The organism is Acidobacteriota bacterium (assembly GCA_016196035.1).
Classification (GTDB): domain Bacteria; phylum Acidobacteriota; class Blastocatellia; order RBC074; family RBC074; genus JACPYM01.
The window spans coordinates 43,050-62,436 of sequence record JACPYM010000039.1 but is presented as its reverse complement, the minus strand read 5'-3'; the positions used below and the strand labels follow the sequence as shown (position 1 = coordinate 62,436).

General features: G+C 61.7%; 4 protein-coding genes. All 4 read right to left on the bottom strand.

Going from position 1 to position 19,387, the window contains the following annotated elements; translation table 11 throughout:
• Positions 1-1,062: 1,062 nt before the first annotated feature.
• A complete protein-coding gene (locus HY011_13675) occupies positions 1,063-14,916 on the bottom strand; it encodes a VCBS repeat-containing protein (GenBank protein ID MBI3423979.1) in 13,854 nt (4,617 codons plus the stop codon).
• A 34-nt stretch (positions 14,917-14,950) separates the two neighbouring features.
• A complete protein-coding gene (locus HY011_13670; protein ID MBI3423978.1) occupies positions 14,951-15,307 on the bottom strand; it encodes a response regulator in 357 nt (118 codons plus the stop codon).
• 191 nt (positions 15,308-15,498) lie between these two features.
• A complete protein-coding gene (locus HY011_13665) occupies positions 15,499-16,158 on the bottom strand; it encodes a response regulator transcription factor (protein ID MBI3423977.1) in 660 nt (219 codons plus the stop codon).
• Entirely contained in the window at positions 16,142-19,132 is a 2,991-nt protein-coding gene (locus HY011_13660) for a hypothetical protein (GenBank protein ID MBI3423976.1), read from the bottom strand. Before HY011_13660 ends, HY011_13665 begins: the two co-directional genes overlap by 17 nt.
• Between the last annotated feature and the right edge of the window lie 255 nt (positions 19,133-19,387).

The window sequence follows — 19,387 nt, the reverse complement described above, 5'->3', positions numbered from 1 at the left end:
TCAACATGATTAGCAGGCGGACTAAGAAGCGAGATTTCTTCATCAGAATTGCATTCTCCAATAAAACAAATTGCGCCGCTGACAACTGGGCCAGCGGGCCGGGTGAAGCACCTGAATTTCGCCCAAAATTTTGCTCTCGTTTAGGACGACCCGTGCAGGGTTTTTTCTTGGCAGGCAGACGCGCAAGGTAACCGCTAGCTCCTTGCGACCAAAACTGCTGGGCATTCTTAACCCGATTCCGCTGGGAAAAGCAAGCACGCCCCCCGTGGCGGGGTCGTGAGAACAGGGCTTTTGCAAAGTCCTTAAAACATCCGCCCAAGACCTTTGACTGACTCCTGATTCCTGACTCCCGATTCCTGCTAAACTGAAAATACCGGCTGATTTTCAATTTGTCAGGAATCAGGAACCAGGAATCAGGAGTCAGTCAAACCGTTCGAGCGCTCGCGCTGGCGACTTTGCAAAAGCCCTGGCCGTGAGAAAACGCACGGCGCGTAGCTGAAAGAGTGGAGTTTTCGTGGAATTTTTGAAGTGCGGTTAGGTGTGCCGCCAAGAACTCAGCAAGGCGTTCGGGGGTTCCGGTTTCAGCCTGCTGGGAAAGTGACTGGTGCGGCCCTTTGTTCAGGGCGAAAGGGCCGCAACGAGTGGGTGGCGTATCGTGAATGCTACCCACCCGTTGCTGACTGCGTGTGCTGCTGCCGCTTCAGTCGCTTTACCGCAGCGTTCTGCTCACCGGTAAATCCGTCAGACCTTGCGTGCGTGGTTGTATGTTCCGCCCGTGTAACTACTCAGCCCCAACGGGGCGAAGTAAAGAAACCCAGGCAACGCCCTGGGAGCAGGACAGCAGCTCAGGTGATCCCCAACGGGGCGCAATAGTTATTGCGCCCCGTTGGGGCTTGGAAACCAATCCATCTGCTGACCCGGTGCGTTGCACCGGGCTATCATATTGCGCCCCCTTGGGGCTGAGTAGTGACCGTCAGATTAGTTGAAGTACCAACTCTGATCGGAAGCTCACCACACCTTGACGTCGGTGCGACCATCGCCAGCGTAATCTCCTGGCACGGCTCAATTCCGGAACGGAGCCGCCGTTGTCCCCCAAACCACCAGCCGGTAATCCTGTGTGGCGCTTTGCCAAATAAACCAAGTGCCAACCGCCCCGCGCCAGACCGCCAGTTCCAGCTTGCCATCGCCGTCGAAATCACCGGGCAGCACCCAGTCATTTGTTGAGCTTAAACCCACTGCCCAGCGGGTCATTTGTTGCGTTGCGCTCTGGCTCAGGTACAACGTGGCTTCAGTGGTCCGCCAGACGGCGAGATCGGCTTTGCCGTCGCCATCGTAATCGCCCGGCAGCGGCTGGTCTTTCGGCCCACCGAATTGCCGGTTGAGTTCCACCCCATCGCTGGATTGCCGAATCAACCAGGTGCCGGTGGCGCGTTGGTAAACAGCCAGGTCGGCCTTGCCGTCGCCATCGTAATCCGCCGCGACGGGCACGTCCGCTGCCGCGCCGAATTGCCAAGTCAAGCGTTTGCCATCGTGGCTGCGTTCGACTTGCCATTCCGCCGTGGCGGCGTCAAAGAGCGCCAAGTCGGTGATGCCGTCGCCGTCGAAGTCCGCCGTGACGGGGAGCAGCGTGGCACTCGGTAAGAGGTCGGCCAGTTGACGCGTGATGGTGACGCCCGTGCTGCTCAGCCGAATTAGCCAGTGCGCCGCCGTCGGGCAATAAACGGCCAAGTCTACGCGACCGTCACCGTCATAGTCGCCAAAGGCGGCTTGGTCTTCCGCTTCGCCCAGCGTATAGGTTTCGCGCAGACCGCTCTGGCTTAGCGTAAGCGTCCAGGCGTTGCCTTGGCGCGTCAGCAGTTCACTCTTGCGGTCACCGTCGAAATCCAGCGGCGCAAAGGCTCCGGCGCTAACCAAGACCGTGTAGCTTTGCGTACCCGTGCAAGCGCCCTGTGTCGCTGTGATCGTGAAGGTGTAGCTGCCCGGCGTCGTCGGGTAGCCGAAGAGCAGCCCGGAGCCATAGAGCGTTACCCCTGGCGGCAAGCTGCCCGTCGCCGTGTAGCTGTAGCTGCCGGAAGGCGAAGCCGCTACGGAATTGTTGTAAAGTGTTCCCACGCCGCCGTTGGGCAACGTGGCGGGCAGCGTGATGGTCGGACACCCGCCGCCGCTGATCACCAGCGTGTAATCGCGGAAGCCCGTGCAGCCGCCAAAGCCGCTGGCCGTGATCCGGAACGTGAACGTGCCGCTGCTGCTCGGCGTCCCGCTCAGCAAGCCCGTCGCCAGATTCAAACTCAGCCCCGCCGGCAGCGCGCCGCTCGTCACGGCATACGTGTAATTGCCGCCCGCCGGACTGGCCGCCAGGCTCTGGCTATACGCCGTCCCCACCGTCCCGTTGGGCAGACTGGCCGGCGACAAGGTCACGGTCGGACAAGTAATCACCAGCGCGTAGCTTTGCGTGCCGTTGCACCCGCCCGCTGTTTGCGCGCGCAGCGTGAAGCTGTACGTACCCGTCACCGTCGGCAAGCCGCTGATGACGCCGGTCGCCGTGTTCAAGCTCAAGCCGCTCGGCAAATTACCCGTGAGGATGGCGAAGGTGTAACTGCCCGCCGGTGACACGCTGATCGTTTGCGAGTAAGAGATCCCGGCTTGCCCGTTCGCCAGTGCGCCCAACGTGATGGTCGGGCAGGCGATGGTTACGCTGTAGCTGCTTGAACCGTTGCACGCACCCGCGCTGGCGCGAATGGTGAACGTGAAGCTGCCGTTCGTGGTTGGGGTGCCGGTAATGGCCCCAGTTGAAGCATTGAGCGTCAAGCCCGTTGGCAGCGCCCCCGACGACACCGCGTAGCTGTAGCTGCCAGCGGGAGACGCCGAAACCGCTTGGCTGTAGGCTGTGCCGACCGTCCCACCCGGCAAACTGGCGGGCGTCAGTGTGATGGTCGGACAGGTCGCCACAAGCGTGTAATCGCGGAAGCCCGTGCAGCCGCCAAACCCTGACGCTGTGAGGCGGAAGTTGAAGGTCCCGCTTTGCGTCGGCGCGCCGCTGAAGCTGCCATTCGCGTTCAGCGTCAACCCCGCCGGCAGCAATCCGCTCGTCACCGCGAAGGTGTAATTGCCGCCCGCCGGACTGGCCGTGAGGCTCTGCGCATAGGCCGTGTTGACCGTCGCACCCGGCAGACTCGCCGGATTCACCGTGATCGTCGGGCAGACGACCGTGATGGGCAGCGTGGCCGTGGTCGTCGCGCCGCAATTGTCCGTCGCCGTGACCGTCACCGTGTAATTGCCGATAAGCGCCGCGCTCAGCACCGTGACTTGACCTGTCGCCGCGTTGAGGGAGATGACCAGCCCGCCATTGTTGGGTGCCACGCCTTGCAACACGAGCGGATTAACCGCCCCGTTGTCGCTCGGCCCCGCCACCGGGAGGAAGGTCGGCGTCGTGCCCGCCGTCACCGTCGCCGCGTTGTAGCTCAACACCGGCGGTGTATTGGGCGTGACTGTCACGGTTAGCGTGCCCGTGCCCGTGACGTTCTGGTTGTCGGTGACGATCAACGCGAAGGTGGCGGTCGTCGCCGCGCAGGTGGTCGTGATGTTCGCCGTCACCCCGCCGCCGGATGTGATGGTGACACTACTGACCGTCACGCCGTTGCTGCTCGCCGTCGTCGGATTGCCGTTGATGGTAATGCCCAACGTGTTGGCTGATTGATCGGGATCAAAGGCCGTCGCGATGGTGAAGCTCGCCGCATTGCTGCCCGCTTTGACCGGCATGTTGTTACTGCTGATGGTTGGCGGCGTATTGGTCAGCAAGGTCGCCGTTGCCGTGTTGCCCGTGCCGCCATTGGTCGAACTGACATTGCCGCTGATGTTGACGAAGGGGCCTTGGGCCAGTGGCGTGACGTTCACACTGACGGTGCAAGGCACGCCGGTCGCGACTGTCGCGCCGCTCAACTTGACGCCCGGATCGCTCGCCGTCAGCGCGCCGTTGGTGTCGTCCGTCAGCACGCCGCCGCCGCAATTGGTGAGCACCGGATTGGGTGGATTGGCGACCACCAGATTCGGCGCGTTCGGGAAGGTGTCGGTGAAGCCCACGCCCGTCAGCGCCACCGTGTTCGCCGCCGGATTGGTGATGGTAAAGGTCAAGGTCGAAATCTGATTGACCGGCACGCTCGCCGGACTGAACGCCTTGGCAAGCGCAGGCGGCGCGACCACCGTATGCGGCTCGGTGTCCGTCCCGCCGTTGAAGTTCGTGTCGCCCGCATAGGTTGCTGTCAACGTGCGGCTGCCCGGCGCGGTCAAGCTGATCACGCACGAACCCGCCGCGACCGTCCCCGTACAGGTTTCCGCTCCGCCGCTGGCCGTCACGACCACGTTGCCGCTCGGCGTGCCCGCGCCCGGTGCAGTTGCCACGACAGTAAACACCACCGTTACGTTCTGGCTGACCGCCGACGAATCCGGATTGTCGCTGACAATCGTCGTTACTGTGTCAGCCTTGTTGACCGTATGCAGTGCGCCTGCCGAGGCGCTGCCGTTATAGCCGGTGTCGCCTTGATACGTCGCCGTGAGCGTGCGATTACCCAGCCCCGTCAACGCCAAGGTGCAAGTCCCCGCCGCCACCGTGCTCGTACAGGTTTCAGTGCCGCCGCTGACCGTCACGATGACGTTGCCGGTCGGCGTGCCGCTGCCCGGCGCAGCCGCCGCGACCGTGAAGTTGACCGTCACGTTGCCACCGAAGACCGAGGGATCGGGCGTGTCGGCAGTAATGGTCGTCGTGGTATCCGCCTTGTTGATCTGATGGCCCGCTCCGGTCGAAGCCGGACTGGCGTTGTAATTCGCATCGCCTTGATAGGTCGCCGTCAGCGTCCGCACACCCGGCGTAAAGAGCGCAATCACGCATTGCCCCGTCGCCACCGTGCCTGTGCAGGAATTGACGCCGTCCGTCACCAGCACATTCCCCGTCGGAGTCCCGCCACCCGGTGAGGTCGCATTGATGTTGTATGTCACCGTCACATTCTGCCCGACCACCGACGGATCAGGCGCATCGGAGAAAATGCTCGCCGTGGTGTTGGCTTTGTTGACCGTATGCGAGGCCGTCGTTGAACTCGTGGCGAAATTCGTGTCGCCGACGTAGCTCGCGGTGATGGTCTTCGGCGTGCCGACGGTCGTCGAAGTCAGATTGCAACTGCCCGTGCCTCCGCTCAGCGTGATCATGCAAGTCGCCCCCGTGCCATCGCTGACATTCACTGTGCCGCCCGGCGTGCCCATGCCGGGGGCGTTGACCGTCACATTGGCGCTGACGCTGTATGACTGGCCAACGACGGTGGGCGTGTTGGCTAACGAAGCCTCATTGCTAATTGTCGTCGTCGTCGCCGCCCCATTGACCGTATGCGGGACGCCGCTTGACGTGCTGGTGTTGTAGTTGGAATCGCCGGCATACATAGCCGTAATCGTCTTCGCGCCTGCCGTGGTCGAAGTCAGATTGCAGGTTCCCGCGCTGGCCGCCGCCGTGCAGGTTTGTGAACCGTCGCTGACCGTCACGTTACCGGTCAATGCTGCGCCCACGGCGCCGGGCGAATTGACCGTCACGCTCCAATTGACTGCATACGCCTGACCAACTGTTGAGGCCGTGCCGAGCGCCCCGGAATTGGTGATCGTCGTTGTGGTGTTGGCCGCGTTGACCGTGTGGGAGGCACTGCTTGACGCGCTGCCGTTGTAGTTTGTATCACCCGCATAAGTGGCCGTAATGCTCTTTGCTCCAGCGGTGGTCGAAGTGATGTTGCACGTCCCCGCGCTGACCGCCGCCGTGCAGCTATTCCCGCCGCCCGCATCCACCGTCACATTGCCCGTCAACGCCACGCCCAACGCGCCTGGCGCATTGACCGTCACGCTCCAATTCACCGCGTAGCTTTGCCCGACTACCGTCGCGGTTCCCAGCGCCCCGGCATTGCTGATCGTCGTCGTCGTGTTGGCTTTGTTGACCGTGTGCGACGCCGTCCCCGAACTCGCGTTGAAACTTGCATCGCCGCCGTAACTCGCCGTGAGCGTCTTGGGCGCGCCCGTCGTCGTGCTGGTCAAATTACAACTGGTCGCGGGCAATGTGATCGTGCAGCTTTGTGAACCGTCCGAAACCGTCACCGTGCCGGAGGGCGTGCCCGCCCCAGCCGTCACGCTGACATTGACGGCATACGCTTCGCCAACCACCGTCGGCGTGCCCGCCAACGCCGCCGCATTGGTGATCGTCGTGGTCGTATTCGCGGCGCTGACGGTCAGCGTGAAGGTCGCGTCGGTGGTGACTCCGCAATTGTCAGTCGCGCGAATCGTGATCGTGTGCATGCCGACAGGTGTGGCATTGCTGATCGAAACGACGCCGGACGCGTTGACCGTGATTGTGCCGGTGTACGTTCCCGCATTTTGCACGGTGTAACCCGTGATGGAACCGTTGTCGGTCGCTGCCGTTGGGCTATTGGTGGTTGAACTGCTGGCGCTCACCGCCGCCGCCGCATACGTCAGCGTCGGCGCCGTGTTCGCCGTCACGTTGACCGTCAGGTTCGCCGTCGCCGTGCCTGAATTGCCATCAGTGACCGTCAGGACAATCGTGTTGGCGCCAAGCGTCGTGGTGCAATCCGCCGCGACTGTCGCCATGATTGTACCTGTCGTATTCGTGATTGAAGTCACCGTGATTCCCGTCGGAACCGTCGTCGCCGTGACGACCAAACCGCCCGCCGCCGTTTCTCCATCGCTGACCGTCGCAATGGTGGAAACCGAACCAACCGTGCCTCGTTGCCGTGTCAAAGCCGCTGCCGGTGTGATCATTGGAGGATTGTTGCCGACCGTCAGCGTGAACATCGCATCAGTTGTCGTGGCGCAGTTGTCCGTGGCGCGAATCGTGATGGTATGCATCCCGACCGGAGCCGCATTGCTGATGGAAACGACGCCGGAACTATTGACTGACATCGTGCCGGTAAACGTTCCTTGCGACTGGACGGCATATCCGGTGATCGAACCATTGTCGGTCGCCGTCGTCGGGCTGTTCGTTGTGGAAGCCCCAGCATTGACCGAAGCCGCGCTGTATATCAGCGCTGGAGCGGTATTGGCTGAAACGTTGACGGTCAAATTCGCCGTTGCCGTCCCGCTATTGCCGTCCATGACGGTCAGCACGATGGTGTTCGCTCCGAGCGTGGCCGTGCAATCAGCGGCCACATTCGCCGTGATCGTGCCACTCGTGTTGGTGATGCCCGTGATGGTTAAACCTGCCGGCACGGTCGTCGCCGTGACCGTCAGGCTGCCCGCTGCCGTTTCGCCATCATTGGCTGTGGCAATCATGGAAACGCTGCCCGCTGTGCCGCGCTGCCGCGTCAAGGCCGCTCCCGCAAGGATCGTCGGCGCGTTGTTGCCGACCGTTAGCGTGAAAGTCCCATCGGCTGTGGCGGTGCAGTTATCGGTGGCTCGGATGGTGATGGTATGAGTGCCAACCGGAGCCGCGCTGCTGAGCGAGACGACGCCGGACGAATTGACTGAAATCGTGCCCGTGTATGTGCCCTGGCTTTGCACGGCATAACCGGTGATCGAGCCATTGTCGCTCGCCGTCGTCGGGCTGTTGCTGGTTGCAGCTCCTGCATTCACCGACGCACTGCCGTAGGTCAGCGTGGGAGCGGTGTTGGCCGTGACGTTGACGGTCAGATTGGCTGTAGCCATCGCGCCGTTGCCGTCGGTGACGGCCAGCACGACGCTGTTTGCGCCGGGGGTGGCATTGCAGTTGGCGGCGACCGTGGCGGTGATCGTGCCGCTGGTGTTGCCGATGCCGGTCACGCTGATTCCGGTGGGCACGGTCGTGGCCGTCACGGTCAAGCTGCCCGCCGCAGTTTCGGTGTCACTGACCGTGGCGATGGTGGCGCTCGTGCCCGCACTGCCTTGCTGCCGAGTCAGCGCGGAACCTGCCATAATCGTTGGGGCTACATTGCAACCGCCCAGCCGGACGGCCAGCAATCCGGCGTTGAAGTCGGTCGTGACGAAATCCTGCCGCCCGTCCCCGTTGAAATCGCCGAGTGCTAAGAAACTGCCGCCCGCCCCTGTCGTTGCAACGCTGACCGGCGCAGCGAAGCCGCCCAGCCCGTCGCCCAGCAGGTAATTCACTGTCTCGGCTGAAGCCTGCTTGACGGCGATATCCGGATTGCCATCATTGTTGAAATCACCGGCCAGAACCTGCCGGGGGCTGGAACTCACGGTCGGATTCGTCGTGCCGGTAAAGCTGCCCGCGCCGTCACCGAAGCGCACCGAAAGCGTGCCGGCATTTTGATTGGAGGTGACGAAATCCAGCCTGCCGTCTTGGTTGAAATCGCCCAGCGCCATGAATTCCGGGTTCGCGCCGGCGGTGATTTCCGTCGTGCCGCTAAAATTGCCCGCGCCGTCATTCAAGCGCACCGAAACCGTCCCGGCGTTTTGATTGGAGGTGGCGAAATCCAGATCGCCGTCGCCATCGAAATCGCCCACCCTGACCTGCCCCGGCCCATCGCCGACGCTCACGTTGGTCGAACCGGTGAAGCCGCCCGCGCCATCGCCAAAGCGCACCGAAGCAGTATCCGCGCCAAAGTTCGCAGTGACGAAATCCAGCTTGCCGTCGCCATTGAAATCACCGACCGCGACGGATTTGGCAGTGCTTCCGGCGCTGATGTTCGTCGTGCCGCTGAAATTGCCCGCGCCATCGCCCAGGCGAATCGAAACAAGGCCACCACTGGTGCAAGCCACGGCCAAATCCTGATTGCCGTCGCCGTTGAAATCGCCGACCGCAATGGCGAATGGATTGTTGCCCGTGCTGACGGTCGTCGTGCCGCTGAAGCCGCCCGCGCCATCGCCCAGACGGATGGAAACGGTGGCGCTGCTGTTGTTGGCAATGGCCAAATCCTGTTTGCCGTCGTTGTTGAAATCGCCGACCGCCGGGCCATACGGAGAGCCTACGCTGAGATTGGGCGCGCTGCTGAAAAGTGGTGTGGTCGCGCAGGCCGTGCCGCTCTGCACCGTCAGCGTGCAGGTTTTCGTGGTGGAGCCGCCCGCGCCGCAGGCGGTGACCGTCACGGTAAAGGTTCCCGCCGGATGTGCGTTGATGATCTTAACCACGCCGGTCGCGGGGTTGGCGTCGAACGTGCCGTTGAAGCCCGAAGACGCTTTGGCCGTAATGCTGGTGGTGTTGGTCGGCGCGGCGTCGGGCGTGACGGTGGCTTGCGCGCCAAGCGTCACGGTCGTTGTTGAATAATTGCCGAGCGTCGGCGCCAAGGCATTTACCGTCAGCGTGAAAGTCGCATCGGTCGTCGCGCTGCAATTGTCGGTCACGCGAATTGTCACCGTGTAGCTGCCCGCCGGAACGTTGTTCGGCACAGTCACCACGCCCGTCGTCGAGTCCACGGTGATCGTGGCGGGCGCGGTTGACGGCGTGACGCTTTGCACGGTGATGGTTGACACGCTGCCGTTGTCTGATGGCCCAGTGTCCGGACTCACCGTGGTCGCGTTGCCGAAATTGACGCTGGCGTTGTTGTAGCTCAGCGTCGGTGCAGTGTTCGTCGTCACCGCAACGTTCAAGGTCGCGGTCGCCATTAAGGAACCGTCGTTAGCCTGCAAGGTGAAGCTGGCATTGGTTGCGGTGCAATCGGCGCTGATGTCTGCCGTAATTGTGCCGTTGGTGTTGACGATATTCGAGACGGTGACGCCGTTGGCTGGGTTGAGGCTGGTGACGGTGACGGTCACGCCTGCCGCACCGCTTTCGGTATCGTTGACGGTCGCGATCTGAGTGTTGGAACCCGGCGAGCCTTGCTGTCTGGAAAGACCGGCTTGTGCCGTAATCGTCGGCGCGGTGTTGGGCGGTTGTACTTCATAGGCGCCGATGTCCACCGTCCCGCCGGCATTACGCGTGAAACCGGTGCCACGCTGATCCGTGGTCAGATTGTAGGGCGCGCCGGTAAGAGAGTTGTCTCCCGCATTGATGGCAGGGCTGCCTGCCATCAATGCGTGTGTGAAGGTGAAGCCGCCATTGTCCGCCAACGTTCCCAGATTTGGATCGGCAGTCAGCGCCGGGCTGCCGCAGGCGTTGTTGTTTTCAATCAGGCTGTTGTTGCCCGTGATGCTGGTCGTGCCGCTGTTGAGGATGCCGCTGGCGCAATCCGTCGCGCTGCTGCCGGTGTTCGCCAGAATGCTGCCGACGACGGAAAGCCTGGCTAGCGCGCCATCCCCCAAATTGTAGATTCCGCCGCCACCGGCATCGGATGAAGTGGCAGGCGCTGGTGTACCGTTCGTGCCACCGGTGACCGTGTTGTTGCTGAGCGTAGCCGCGACGACGGTGACTGCGCCGTTGTAATTGAAGATGCTGCCGCCAAAGCCGCAGCCGCCCGCGCTGCCTGTGGTTGTGCCGTTGCCGCCATTGCCACCTTGTGCGGTGTTGCCGGAAAGCGTGGAGTTGATCAGGGTGACGGAGCCGAAGTAGTTGAAAATACCCCCGCCCAAGCCGCCACCGCCGCCGCCGGTTCCGTTGCCATCGCCGCCGCTGCCGCCGGCAAATCCGCCTGCACCGCCATTGCGTCCATTGCCGCCGCCGCCGCCGCCGCCGGCAAATCCGCCCGCCGCGCCTGCGTTACTGGTCAGGCCAGAGTTGCCGCCGCCGCCGCCACCACCGCCAAAGCCCCCGACGCCGGAAGTGCCAATCGCCAAGCCAAAACCGCTGCTGCCTGCGCCACCGCCGCCGCCGCCGAAGCCACCGGCTCCGCCGTTGCCTGATGATCCGCTGGCGCTGCCGCTGGTACCGCCGCCGCCGCCGCCGGTGTTGCCCACGCCGCCTGCGCCGTGACTCGCGCCTGTGCCAGCAGTGCCGTTCGCGCCACCGCCACCGCTGGGGCCACCGCCTGCGCCACCAGCGGAGCTACCGCTATTGGCCCCAACGCTATCTCTGCCGCCGCCGCCGCCGCCGCCACTCCCGCCACTCCCGCCATTGAAGCCCATGCCGCCGCCGCCGCCACCACCACTGCTGCTGGCGCTGCCATTTCCACCAAGAGCTTGGTTATTCGTCAACGTGCTGTTTTGAACGGTCAAGTTGCCTTGATTGACGATAGCGCCACCCAATCCGCCACCGCCGCCGCCGCCGCCACCGCCGCCATTGCCGCCTTTGGCCAGACCGTTTTGGAGCGTGACGTTTTGCAGGTTTAGATAGCCTGTCGGATCAATGTAAAACAGGCGCAGGTTTGTGACGCCGCTCAGGCGTTCGATGGTCGCACCGTTGCCGTTGATGATGACGGCCTTGTTGCTGATGCCCAGCGCTGTCGGGCCGAAGGCGGAATTGCCAATGGTGCTCAAACTGATCGTGCCGAGGCCGGATTGAATGGTAATGGTGCCGCCGCCGCAGATGTCAGTGATGGCTTGGCGCAACGAACCCGTGCCGCTGTCAGCGTTGCTGGTGACTGTGATCGCCGCCGGAGTGCAGGCGTTGGCGTCAACCACCAACGCATACGCTTTCGTACCGAAGCAGCCGTTCACGTCGGTGATGGTGACGGTGAAATTGGACGTGCCCGCAATGACGGGGCTGCCTTGCAACGTGCCGCTCTGCGTCAACGTCATCCCGCTGGGCAACGCTCCGCCGGTGACGGCGAAGGTATAGGGCGCAGTGCCGCCAGTTCCCGTCAGCAATTGTGAATAGCCGTTGCCGAAGGTCGCATTCGTCAACGACGCGGGGGTGGCCGAAAGCGTGCCGCAGATAGTGACGGTGTTGTATTGGCGGCTGCCTTTCTTTCCCCCGCTGTCCGTCGCGGTCACAACAAAAGAGAACGGCCCGCCTGACGACGAGGGCGTTCCGCTCAGCACGCCGCCGGATGACAACGAAAGTCCCGTCGGCAAGCTGCCGCTGGTCACGGCGAAAGTGTAAGTGGGCGTGCCGCCGCTGGCCGTGATGGTTTGGTTATACGCCACGCTGACTTGGGCATTGGGTAAAGTCACGGGGCTTAAACTCAATTGGTTTTCATACGCGCCGATGTCCACCGTGCCGTTGGCTTGGCGCGGCTGGCCGGTTTGGTCGGTGGTCAGATTGTAGGGCGAACCCGTGACGGAATTATCGCCCGCGTCAATCGCCGGGCTGCCAGCGAGCAAGGCGTGCGTGGGCGTAGAGCCGCCGTAATTGCCCAGCGGAGCCAACATTGGGTTACCGGTCAACGCCGGCGTGTCACAGCCGGAGTTGTTTTGAATCAGATTCTTGTTCGCCAGCGGCCCCGTCACCGTGCCGCTGTTGTTGCTGCATGTGCTGATGATCGTGCTGTCAATCGTCATGCTGGCACCGCTGCGCGTGGTGCCGCCGGATGTATCTGTGTTCGATGCGCCGAGGTTGTAGATGGAATCGTTGAAGGTTGAACTGACAATCGTCACCGTGCCATTGCGATTGAACAGGCCGCTGCCCAACGCGAAAGCAACGCTCCCAAAAGTTGTCTGGTTGAGTCCGCCTGTGCCGCCAGTCACCGTATTGCCGGACAGCGTGCTATTGGTGATGGTGATGATTCCCTGATAATTATTGAAGACGGCTCCGCCCAGACCAGCGCCGCCGCCGCCTGCCGTATTCCCGCCACCGTCGTTTGCGCCGAAACCGCCAACGTTGTGACCGCCGCCCGCGCTGCTGCCGCTGCCGCCGCCGCTGCCAAAGCCGCCATTGCCGCCAAAGCCGCCGCTGCCGCTGGCGCCGCCGCCGCCGCCGAACCCGCCATTGCCGCCATTGGCAGATCCCTTGCCGCCGCCGCCGCCGCCGCCCGCGCCGCCACTGCCTCCGGCGGTGTTGCTGGTCGTTGATCCTGTGCCGCCATTTGGGGTGCCGCCGTCTCCGCCATTCGTGCCACCGCCGCCGCCGCCATCACCGCCCATGCCGCCGCCGCCAGCTCCTCCGGCAGGTCCAACAAACACAGTTGAGGAGCCGCCATTGCCACCCTGGGCCAGATTGGCGGTCAGCGTCGAACGGTTGATGGTCAAGGTGCCTTCGTTAAAGATCGCGCCTCCCAAACCAGCCGCAGCGCCAGCGTTCTCCCCGTTACCATTCGCATTGCCATTGCCGCCGTTGCCGCCCAACGCCACGCCGTTTTGCAGCGTCACCTGATTCAGCGTCAGATTGCCGTAAGGCGAAACGTAAAACTGCCGCAGGCGCGTTACGCCAGAAGCGCGTTGCAGAACTATGCCGTTGCCGTTGATGGTGATGTTTCGGTTAATCACCAAGGCCGATGGCCCATACGTCGAATTGCCGACTGCCGTCAGATTGATCGTTCCCGACACGCTGAAATTGATCGTGTTGGTGCAGGCCGAAAGCGCGTTGATTTCCTCAATCGCCGCGCGCAACGTGCAACCGCCGCCTGATGCAGAGCAGATGCCATTGCCGGGGCTAGTGTCCGAGGTATCGCCTGTGTTGTTGACGGTGAAGGACACAGCCGCCGGGCAACTACCGATGGTCATGGTATACGCGCGGCTGCCCGTACAACTGATGCCAAAGGTCGTGTAGCTCGCTGTGATGGTGAAGCTGGCAGCGCCGGCGGCAGTCGGAATGCCGCTCAAGCTGCCATCGCTGGCCAGCGTCAATCCGGCGGGCAACGTGCCTGCCGTGACGGCGAAGGTATACGGCGCAGTGCCGCCGCTGGCCGTCAGCGTTTGCGTATAGCCCACACCAATCGTCCCATTCGGCAAGGTTGAAGGATTGACCGTGACGGTGTTGCAGGTGACTTGCATTTCATACGCGCCGATGTCGCTGTCGTCGCCGCTCGTGGCTGGGGCAATGCTGGGCAGATCAAAGGGGCGCGTCTGACCGCGCTGGTCGGTCGTCACGCCAGCGACGGCAGCGCCCTTATCAAGCGCCGGACTGCCTGACAGCAAGGCGATGGTTTGCGTATACCCGCCGTTGCTGGCCAATACATCCAGCAACGGATTGGAAACGTTGATCTGATTGCCGTTCGTGCCGTTGGTCAAACCGCCTGTCCCGCCAATGCCGATCAGGTTGTAAGAGCTAGACGAGCTGACTGTCCCGGAAATATTGTTGCTGGTGGCGGCGGTGTTGCTGGCGACAATAGTGTTTTTCAGGAGATGAGTACCGCCGGGCACATAAAGCCCGCCGCCAGTTCCCGCTGTATTGTTCGCCACCGTGCAATTGGTCAAGTTCAAATTCCCGGCGTCCATGGAAAACGCGCCGCCGTTGCTACTCGCCGAATTGCCGCTGATGGTGCAGTTGGTCAGCGACGTAGTCGTGCCGAAACTTTCCAATCCGCCGCCAGGGCCGGTCGAGGTATTGCCGCTGATGGTGCAATTGGTCATCGTCAGCACACTGTCATTTTGGATGCCGCCGCCCTGAACCGAAGTATTTCCGGTGACCGCGCAATCGGTCATCGTCAGCGTTCCGTTGTTCTGCACGCCGCCCGCCTGCCCCGAACCATTATTGCCGTTGGTGATGGTCAGCTTGCTCATCGAAACAGTGCCGGTACTGATGTTGAAAATGCGGAAGGTTCCGCTGGAACGAGTGATGGTCACGCCATTCGTACCGCCGTTGATGGTCAGGTCTTTGTCAATCAACAACTCGCCGCTGGTCAGTGTGACAGTCGTGACGCCGGAAAAAACGATGGTATCGCCGGCCACTGCCGATGCAATGCGTCCACGTAAGGTGGTGCTGCCGCTGTCGGCTCCACTTGTCACCGTGAGCGTCGCGAAGAGTGCAGCCTTTCCCGCTGGTGACAATTTGGCTTTCGGCGCAAGGCGTTTGATGAGTTGGCCGACGCGGCTTTGTTCGGTGATGCCGAATTTGCCGAGGCTGTCGGCACTCACGCCGCCCCAGGCAAACGTGGCGATGACAGCCAGCGCCAAGCCCGCGCCAAGCGTGATAAACAGGTGCGCGGCGCGGCGGCGAAGCATTGATTGAAGCGCGGTCAGCAGTGAATTCATAGCGGGACTCCTCTCAGGGATCAAAGAAGAAGGGTTAAGCAGCGGCGCCGAGCAGCGCCCGTAATTCCAACAAATTCTCTTTCGGCACAAAGCCGCTCGCGCCGTGGTTGAACGCGGCGGCGCGCAAGGCTTCGTCATTGTGTTTGGTGACGATGACGACGCGGGCTTCGGGATGGGCGGCGCGTAATTGCCGCGTCGCGCTCAAGCCATCTAGCCCGGCCATTTCCACATCCATCAACACCCAGTCGGCTCCGCTGAACTGATACTGCTCGTAAGCGGCGAGCGCCGCCGCGCCGTCCGCGCACTCTTCGACGCGCTCGGCCAAATCGGCAGTCATCCGCCGGATCAAACGGCGCATCGCCGCGTTGTCATCAACAATCAACAGCATCATTGCTCCTGGGCCTTTAGGGTTTGCGCGAATCAGTGAATGTTTTTGCCGGGAAAACGACAGGTGAAAGTATGCGATAGCGGCAGGCGGGCAGACATCGGAGCTACTACCCAATTTGGACTAGGTAGTAGCTCCGATTTTTGTATGGGTAGTAGCACGGATATGAAGTTGGCTGGCCGGAAAGCAGGCTGACGCTAAAGCTTGGACTTGTGCGTCAGCGCAAACGTCAGCAGCGCGTGCTTTCCGTTCAAGCCCAGTTTGGCGCAGATGTTTGAGCGATGATGTTCGACAGTGCGCACGCTGATGAAAAGCAGTTCGGCGATTTCTTTGTTGGCTTTGGACTCGGCAATCAACCGCAGCACGCGGCGTTCGGTGGGCGACAGTGTTTCTAGCCCGGATTGCGGCGCGCCAGGTTCGCCCGCCCCTTTACGATGCTGCAATAAATGGTTGGAAAGCACGGGGCTGAAATAGCTTTGCCCGGCGGCAACGGCCTTGATCGCGCCGACGATTTCGTTGGCTGCGCCGTCTTTGACCACATAACCTTTGACGCCCGCGTTGAGTACAGCGTTAAACGTCGCTTCATCCTTGTGCATGGTCAGAAAAACGACGGCGGTCGGTGACTGCTGTTCACGCAGCGCGCGCGCCACGCTTAGTCCGTCGAGTTGCGGCATGTCCATATCGAGCACGGCAATTTGGGGTTGATGGGTTTGAATCAAAGTGAGCGCCGCCGCGCCGTCGTCGGCTTCAGCGATGACTCTTAGGTGCGGATCGCTTTCGATAACCAAGCGCAAGCCGCGCCGGAAAATAGGATGATCGTCGGCAATGATGATGCGGAGTTCAGTTGGTACTGCCATGCGTATTTGGTTTCAGCGTGATGTGGAGTGTGGTTCCTTGGCCGGGCGCAGAATGAATGCTCAGTTTGCCGCCCAGGATGCGCACGCGCTCGGCGGTGCCGGTCAGGCCCAGTCCGCGCTGTTGCATTTCAGCGCGACTCGCCGGCTCAACCGTAAAGCCGCGCCCGTCATCGGTAATCGTGATCTGAATTTCGCCGTCCATGTGTTTGATAAACACGCTGGCTTCCTGCGCGTCAGAGTGTTTGAGAATGTTGTTGAGCGCCTCCTGCACGATGCGATAAATGCTAATTTCATCTTCCGGCGCAAACAAGCCGTCAAGCGGTTCGACTTCGCTGCTGAAGCCGATGTCGGAAGCATTGGCGACCTGGCGCAACATTGTTTGCAAAGTATTGGTCAGCCCCAGCCGTTCGAGTTGATACGGCCGCAGATTATGCGAAATCTGGCGCACCTCGGCGAGTGATTGCGACGCCGCTTCGGATATTTCATCCAGGTGTTCGCGCAACGGATTCCCGCCGTTGGCGGCGTTCAAGCCCATCAGCGCGTAGTTTTTGATGACCAGCAAATTTTGCCCCAGACTGTCGTGCAATTCGGCGGCGATCCGTTTGCGTTCTTGTTCCTGCGAATCAATCAGACGGCGCGAAAACTCTTCCTGCGCGCGGCGGGCGCGGTTGGCGCGCTCCAGCCGCCGTTTGAAAAGCAGCCCGATGACGCCTGCCAGCGATAACGCGACCAGCGCGCGGAACCACCACGTGCGGTAAAACGGCGGCAGCACGACCACGCGTAAACTGCGACCTTCCGTGTTCCATACGCCGTCACCATTGCTGGCGATCACGCGGAACGTGTATTCGCCCGGCGGCAGGTAGGAATAGTAGGCGGTGCGGCGCGTTCCCGCCCCGATCCAATTCTGCTCCAAGCCTACCATCTGATATTTGAAGCTGACTTGCTGTGGGCGGCCCCAGTCCAGTCCGGTGTATTGAATTTCCAGTCCCTCCTGGCCCGGTTCGATACGTAAGAGTGAGCCGACAGAGAATTTTTGCCCCGCTAGTTTGACTGCTTCGATGTTGATTTGCGGCGGTTGCTTTTCGCGAATGCGCGGATCAATTACTGCCACGCCTTTGAGTGTTGGAAACCAAAGTCGGCCATCCCGCGACTTCCAGCCAGCGGGTTGTGCCCGATTGCCTTCGCGGCTCAACATCCCGTCAGCCGTGTCGAAAGAATAGGAGGTGACTGACGTGCGCCGCCCATCGCAAAAATCATTCAATTCCTGCCAGCTCACGCGGGAGAGGCCCTTGTTACCGTTGAGCCACATATCGCCCAGATCATCCACCATGATGTTATACGTGAGGTCGTCATAAAGGCCGTTCTTCACCGCGACGTTGGCAAACTTGCCGTCTTTGAAGCGACTCAGACCGCCGCCGCCCGTGCCAATCCAGAGCGCTCCGTCGGCCGCTTCAAATAAGGCATAAATGTGATTGCTCGCCAACCCGTCCTGGGTCGTCCAAGTGGTGAAACGCCCTTTGTGGTAACGACTGAGTCCGCCGCCCCAGGTGCCGATCCAGAGATTGTCGGCGCGATCTACGCACAAGGCCTCCACGGTGTTATTCGGCAATCCGTCACGCGCGGTCAAAGTGGTAAATTGCCCGTCGCGCAGGCGCGCCAAACCGCCTCCGTATGTGCCGATCCAAACGTCTCCTGCATGATCTGTCACGATGGAGCGCAGGTTGTTTTCGGGCAGCCCTTCTTTGGTTGTCCACACCGTGAAATGCTCAGCTTTGAAACAGGCCAGCCCGCCGCGTGTGCCAATCCAAAGCGCGCCGTCACGATCCTCACGCAGCGCGTTGATGTAATTGTTGGGCAGCCCGTCTTTTGTCGTCCAAGAGGTGAACTTCCCCGCTTTGATGCGGGTCAAACCCTCGACCGTGCCGACCCAGAGACTGCCCGTTGCATCCTCGATGATCGGCCTGATGTAATCGTGAATCAGCCCGTCTTCCGCCGTCACGACGCCCACGCGCCCGACTCTGATCTGACACAGCCCGAACCCGCTCAAACCGACCCAGAGGTCGCCGCCGCGCGACTGGTAAAGCACATTGACGCGGTCAGAGGGCAAGCCTTCAGCCGTGGTGTAAGGCGTGAAATTGCCATGCCGAAAACGCAGCACGCCGCCGCCCAGTGTGCCAATCCAGAGCTGATCTTCCATTTGATCCTGGCGAATCGAGAAGACGGAATTGCTCGTCAGCCCGGATTTCATGTCGTACACGGTGAAGCGCCCCTCGCTGAAGCGCGCCATCCCGCCCCCGTCTGTGCCGACCCAAAGACTTCCGTCACGATCGAGGCACAGCGCACGCACGAAATCGTTCGGCAAGCCATCTTTGGTGGTCCAACTGGTAAAGCGCTCATCTTTGAAGCGCGCCAGGCCGCCGCGCGTGCCAATCCAGAGCGCGCCCTCGCGATCTTCGACCAAGGCCCAGATGCGGTTATCCGGCAGTCCGTTTTGCATGTTAAAAACGCTGAAACGGCCATCCCGAAAACGATTGAGTCCGCCGCCTTCTGTCCCCAGCCAGAGATTGCCCGCGCGGTCATCCAGGAGCGCCCACACGCGCCCATCCGTCAAGCCGTCGGCGACGCCATAATTGCTGAACTGCCCGGCGTGATAGCGCGTCACGCCCCCGCCATTCGTCCCCAACCACAGATCGCCTTGCCGGTCTTCGTGTAGCGACAGGACGTGGTTGTGTTTGAGCGCCGGGGTATTGTTCCGGTCGAAAACAGTGAAGTGTACCCCGTCAAATCGCGCCACGCCTTCCACGGTCGCGACCCACAAATACTGATCGCGCGTTTGGGTAATCGCCATCACGCTGTTTTCCGGCAAGCCGTGTTGATCGTGCCAAACCAACTGCTGATAGCGCCCGAATACTTTACGCAGGCCGACTGTCTGCCCGAAGCCGCTGCCCGCCAGCATCGTCAGCAGGCTGCACAAGCACAATCCCGCCGCCAGCCAAGGCAATCCGTGGCGCAGCCAGTGGCGCGGTAAAAATTTAGAGTTGCTTCGGCCTGGGTCAAACACGTGTGTTTTAGCTCGGAGGTTTCGGGTTAAGGATTAGCATCGAACCTAGCTTCCCTGACTCCCGGCTCCTGATTTCTGGTCCTTGACCATAGAAAATCAGCCGCCTTGGGCGCTCACCCTTTGTGCTTCATTGGTTGCTTGCCTTTCGGTCTGGCTTGAGGTTGATGT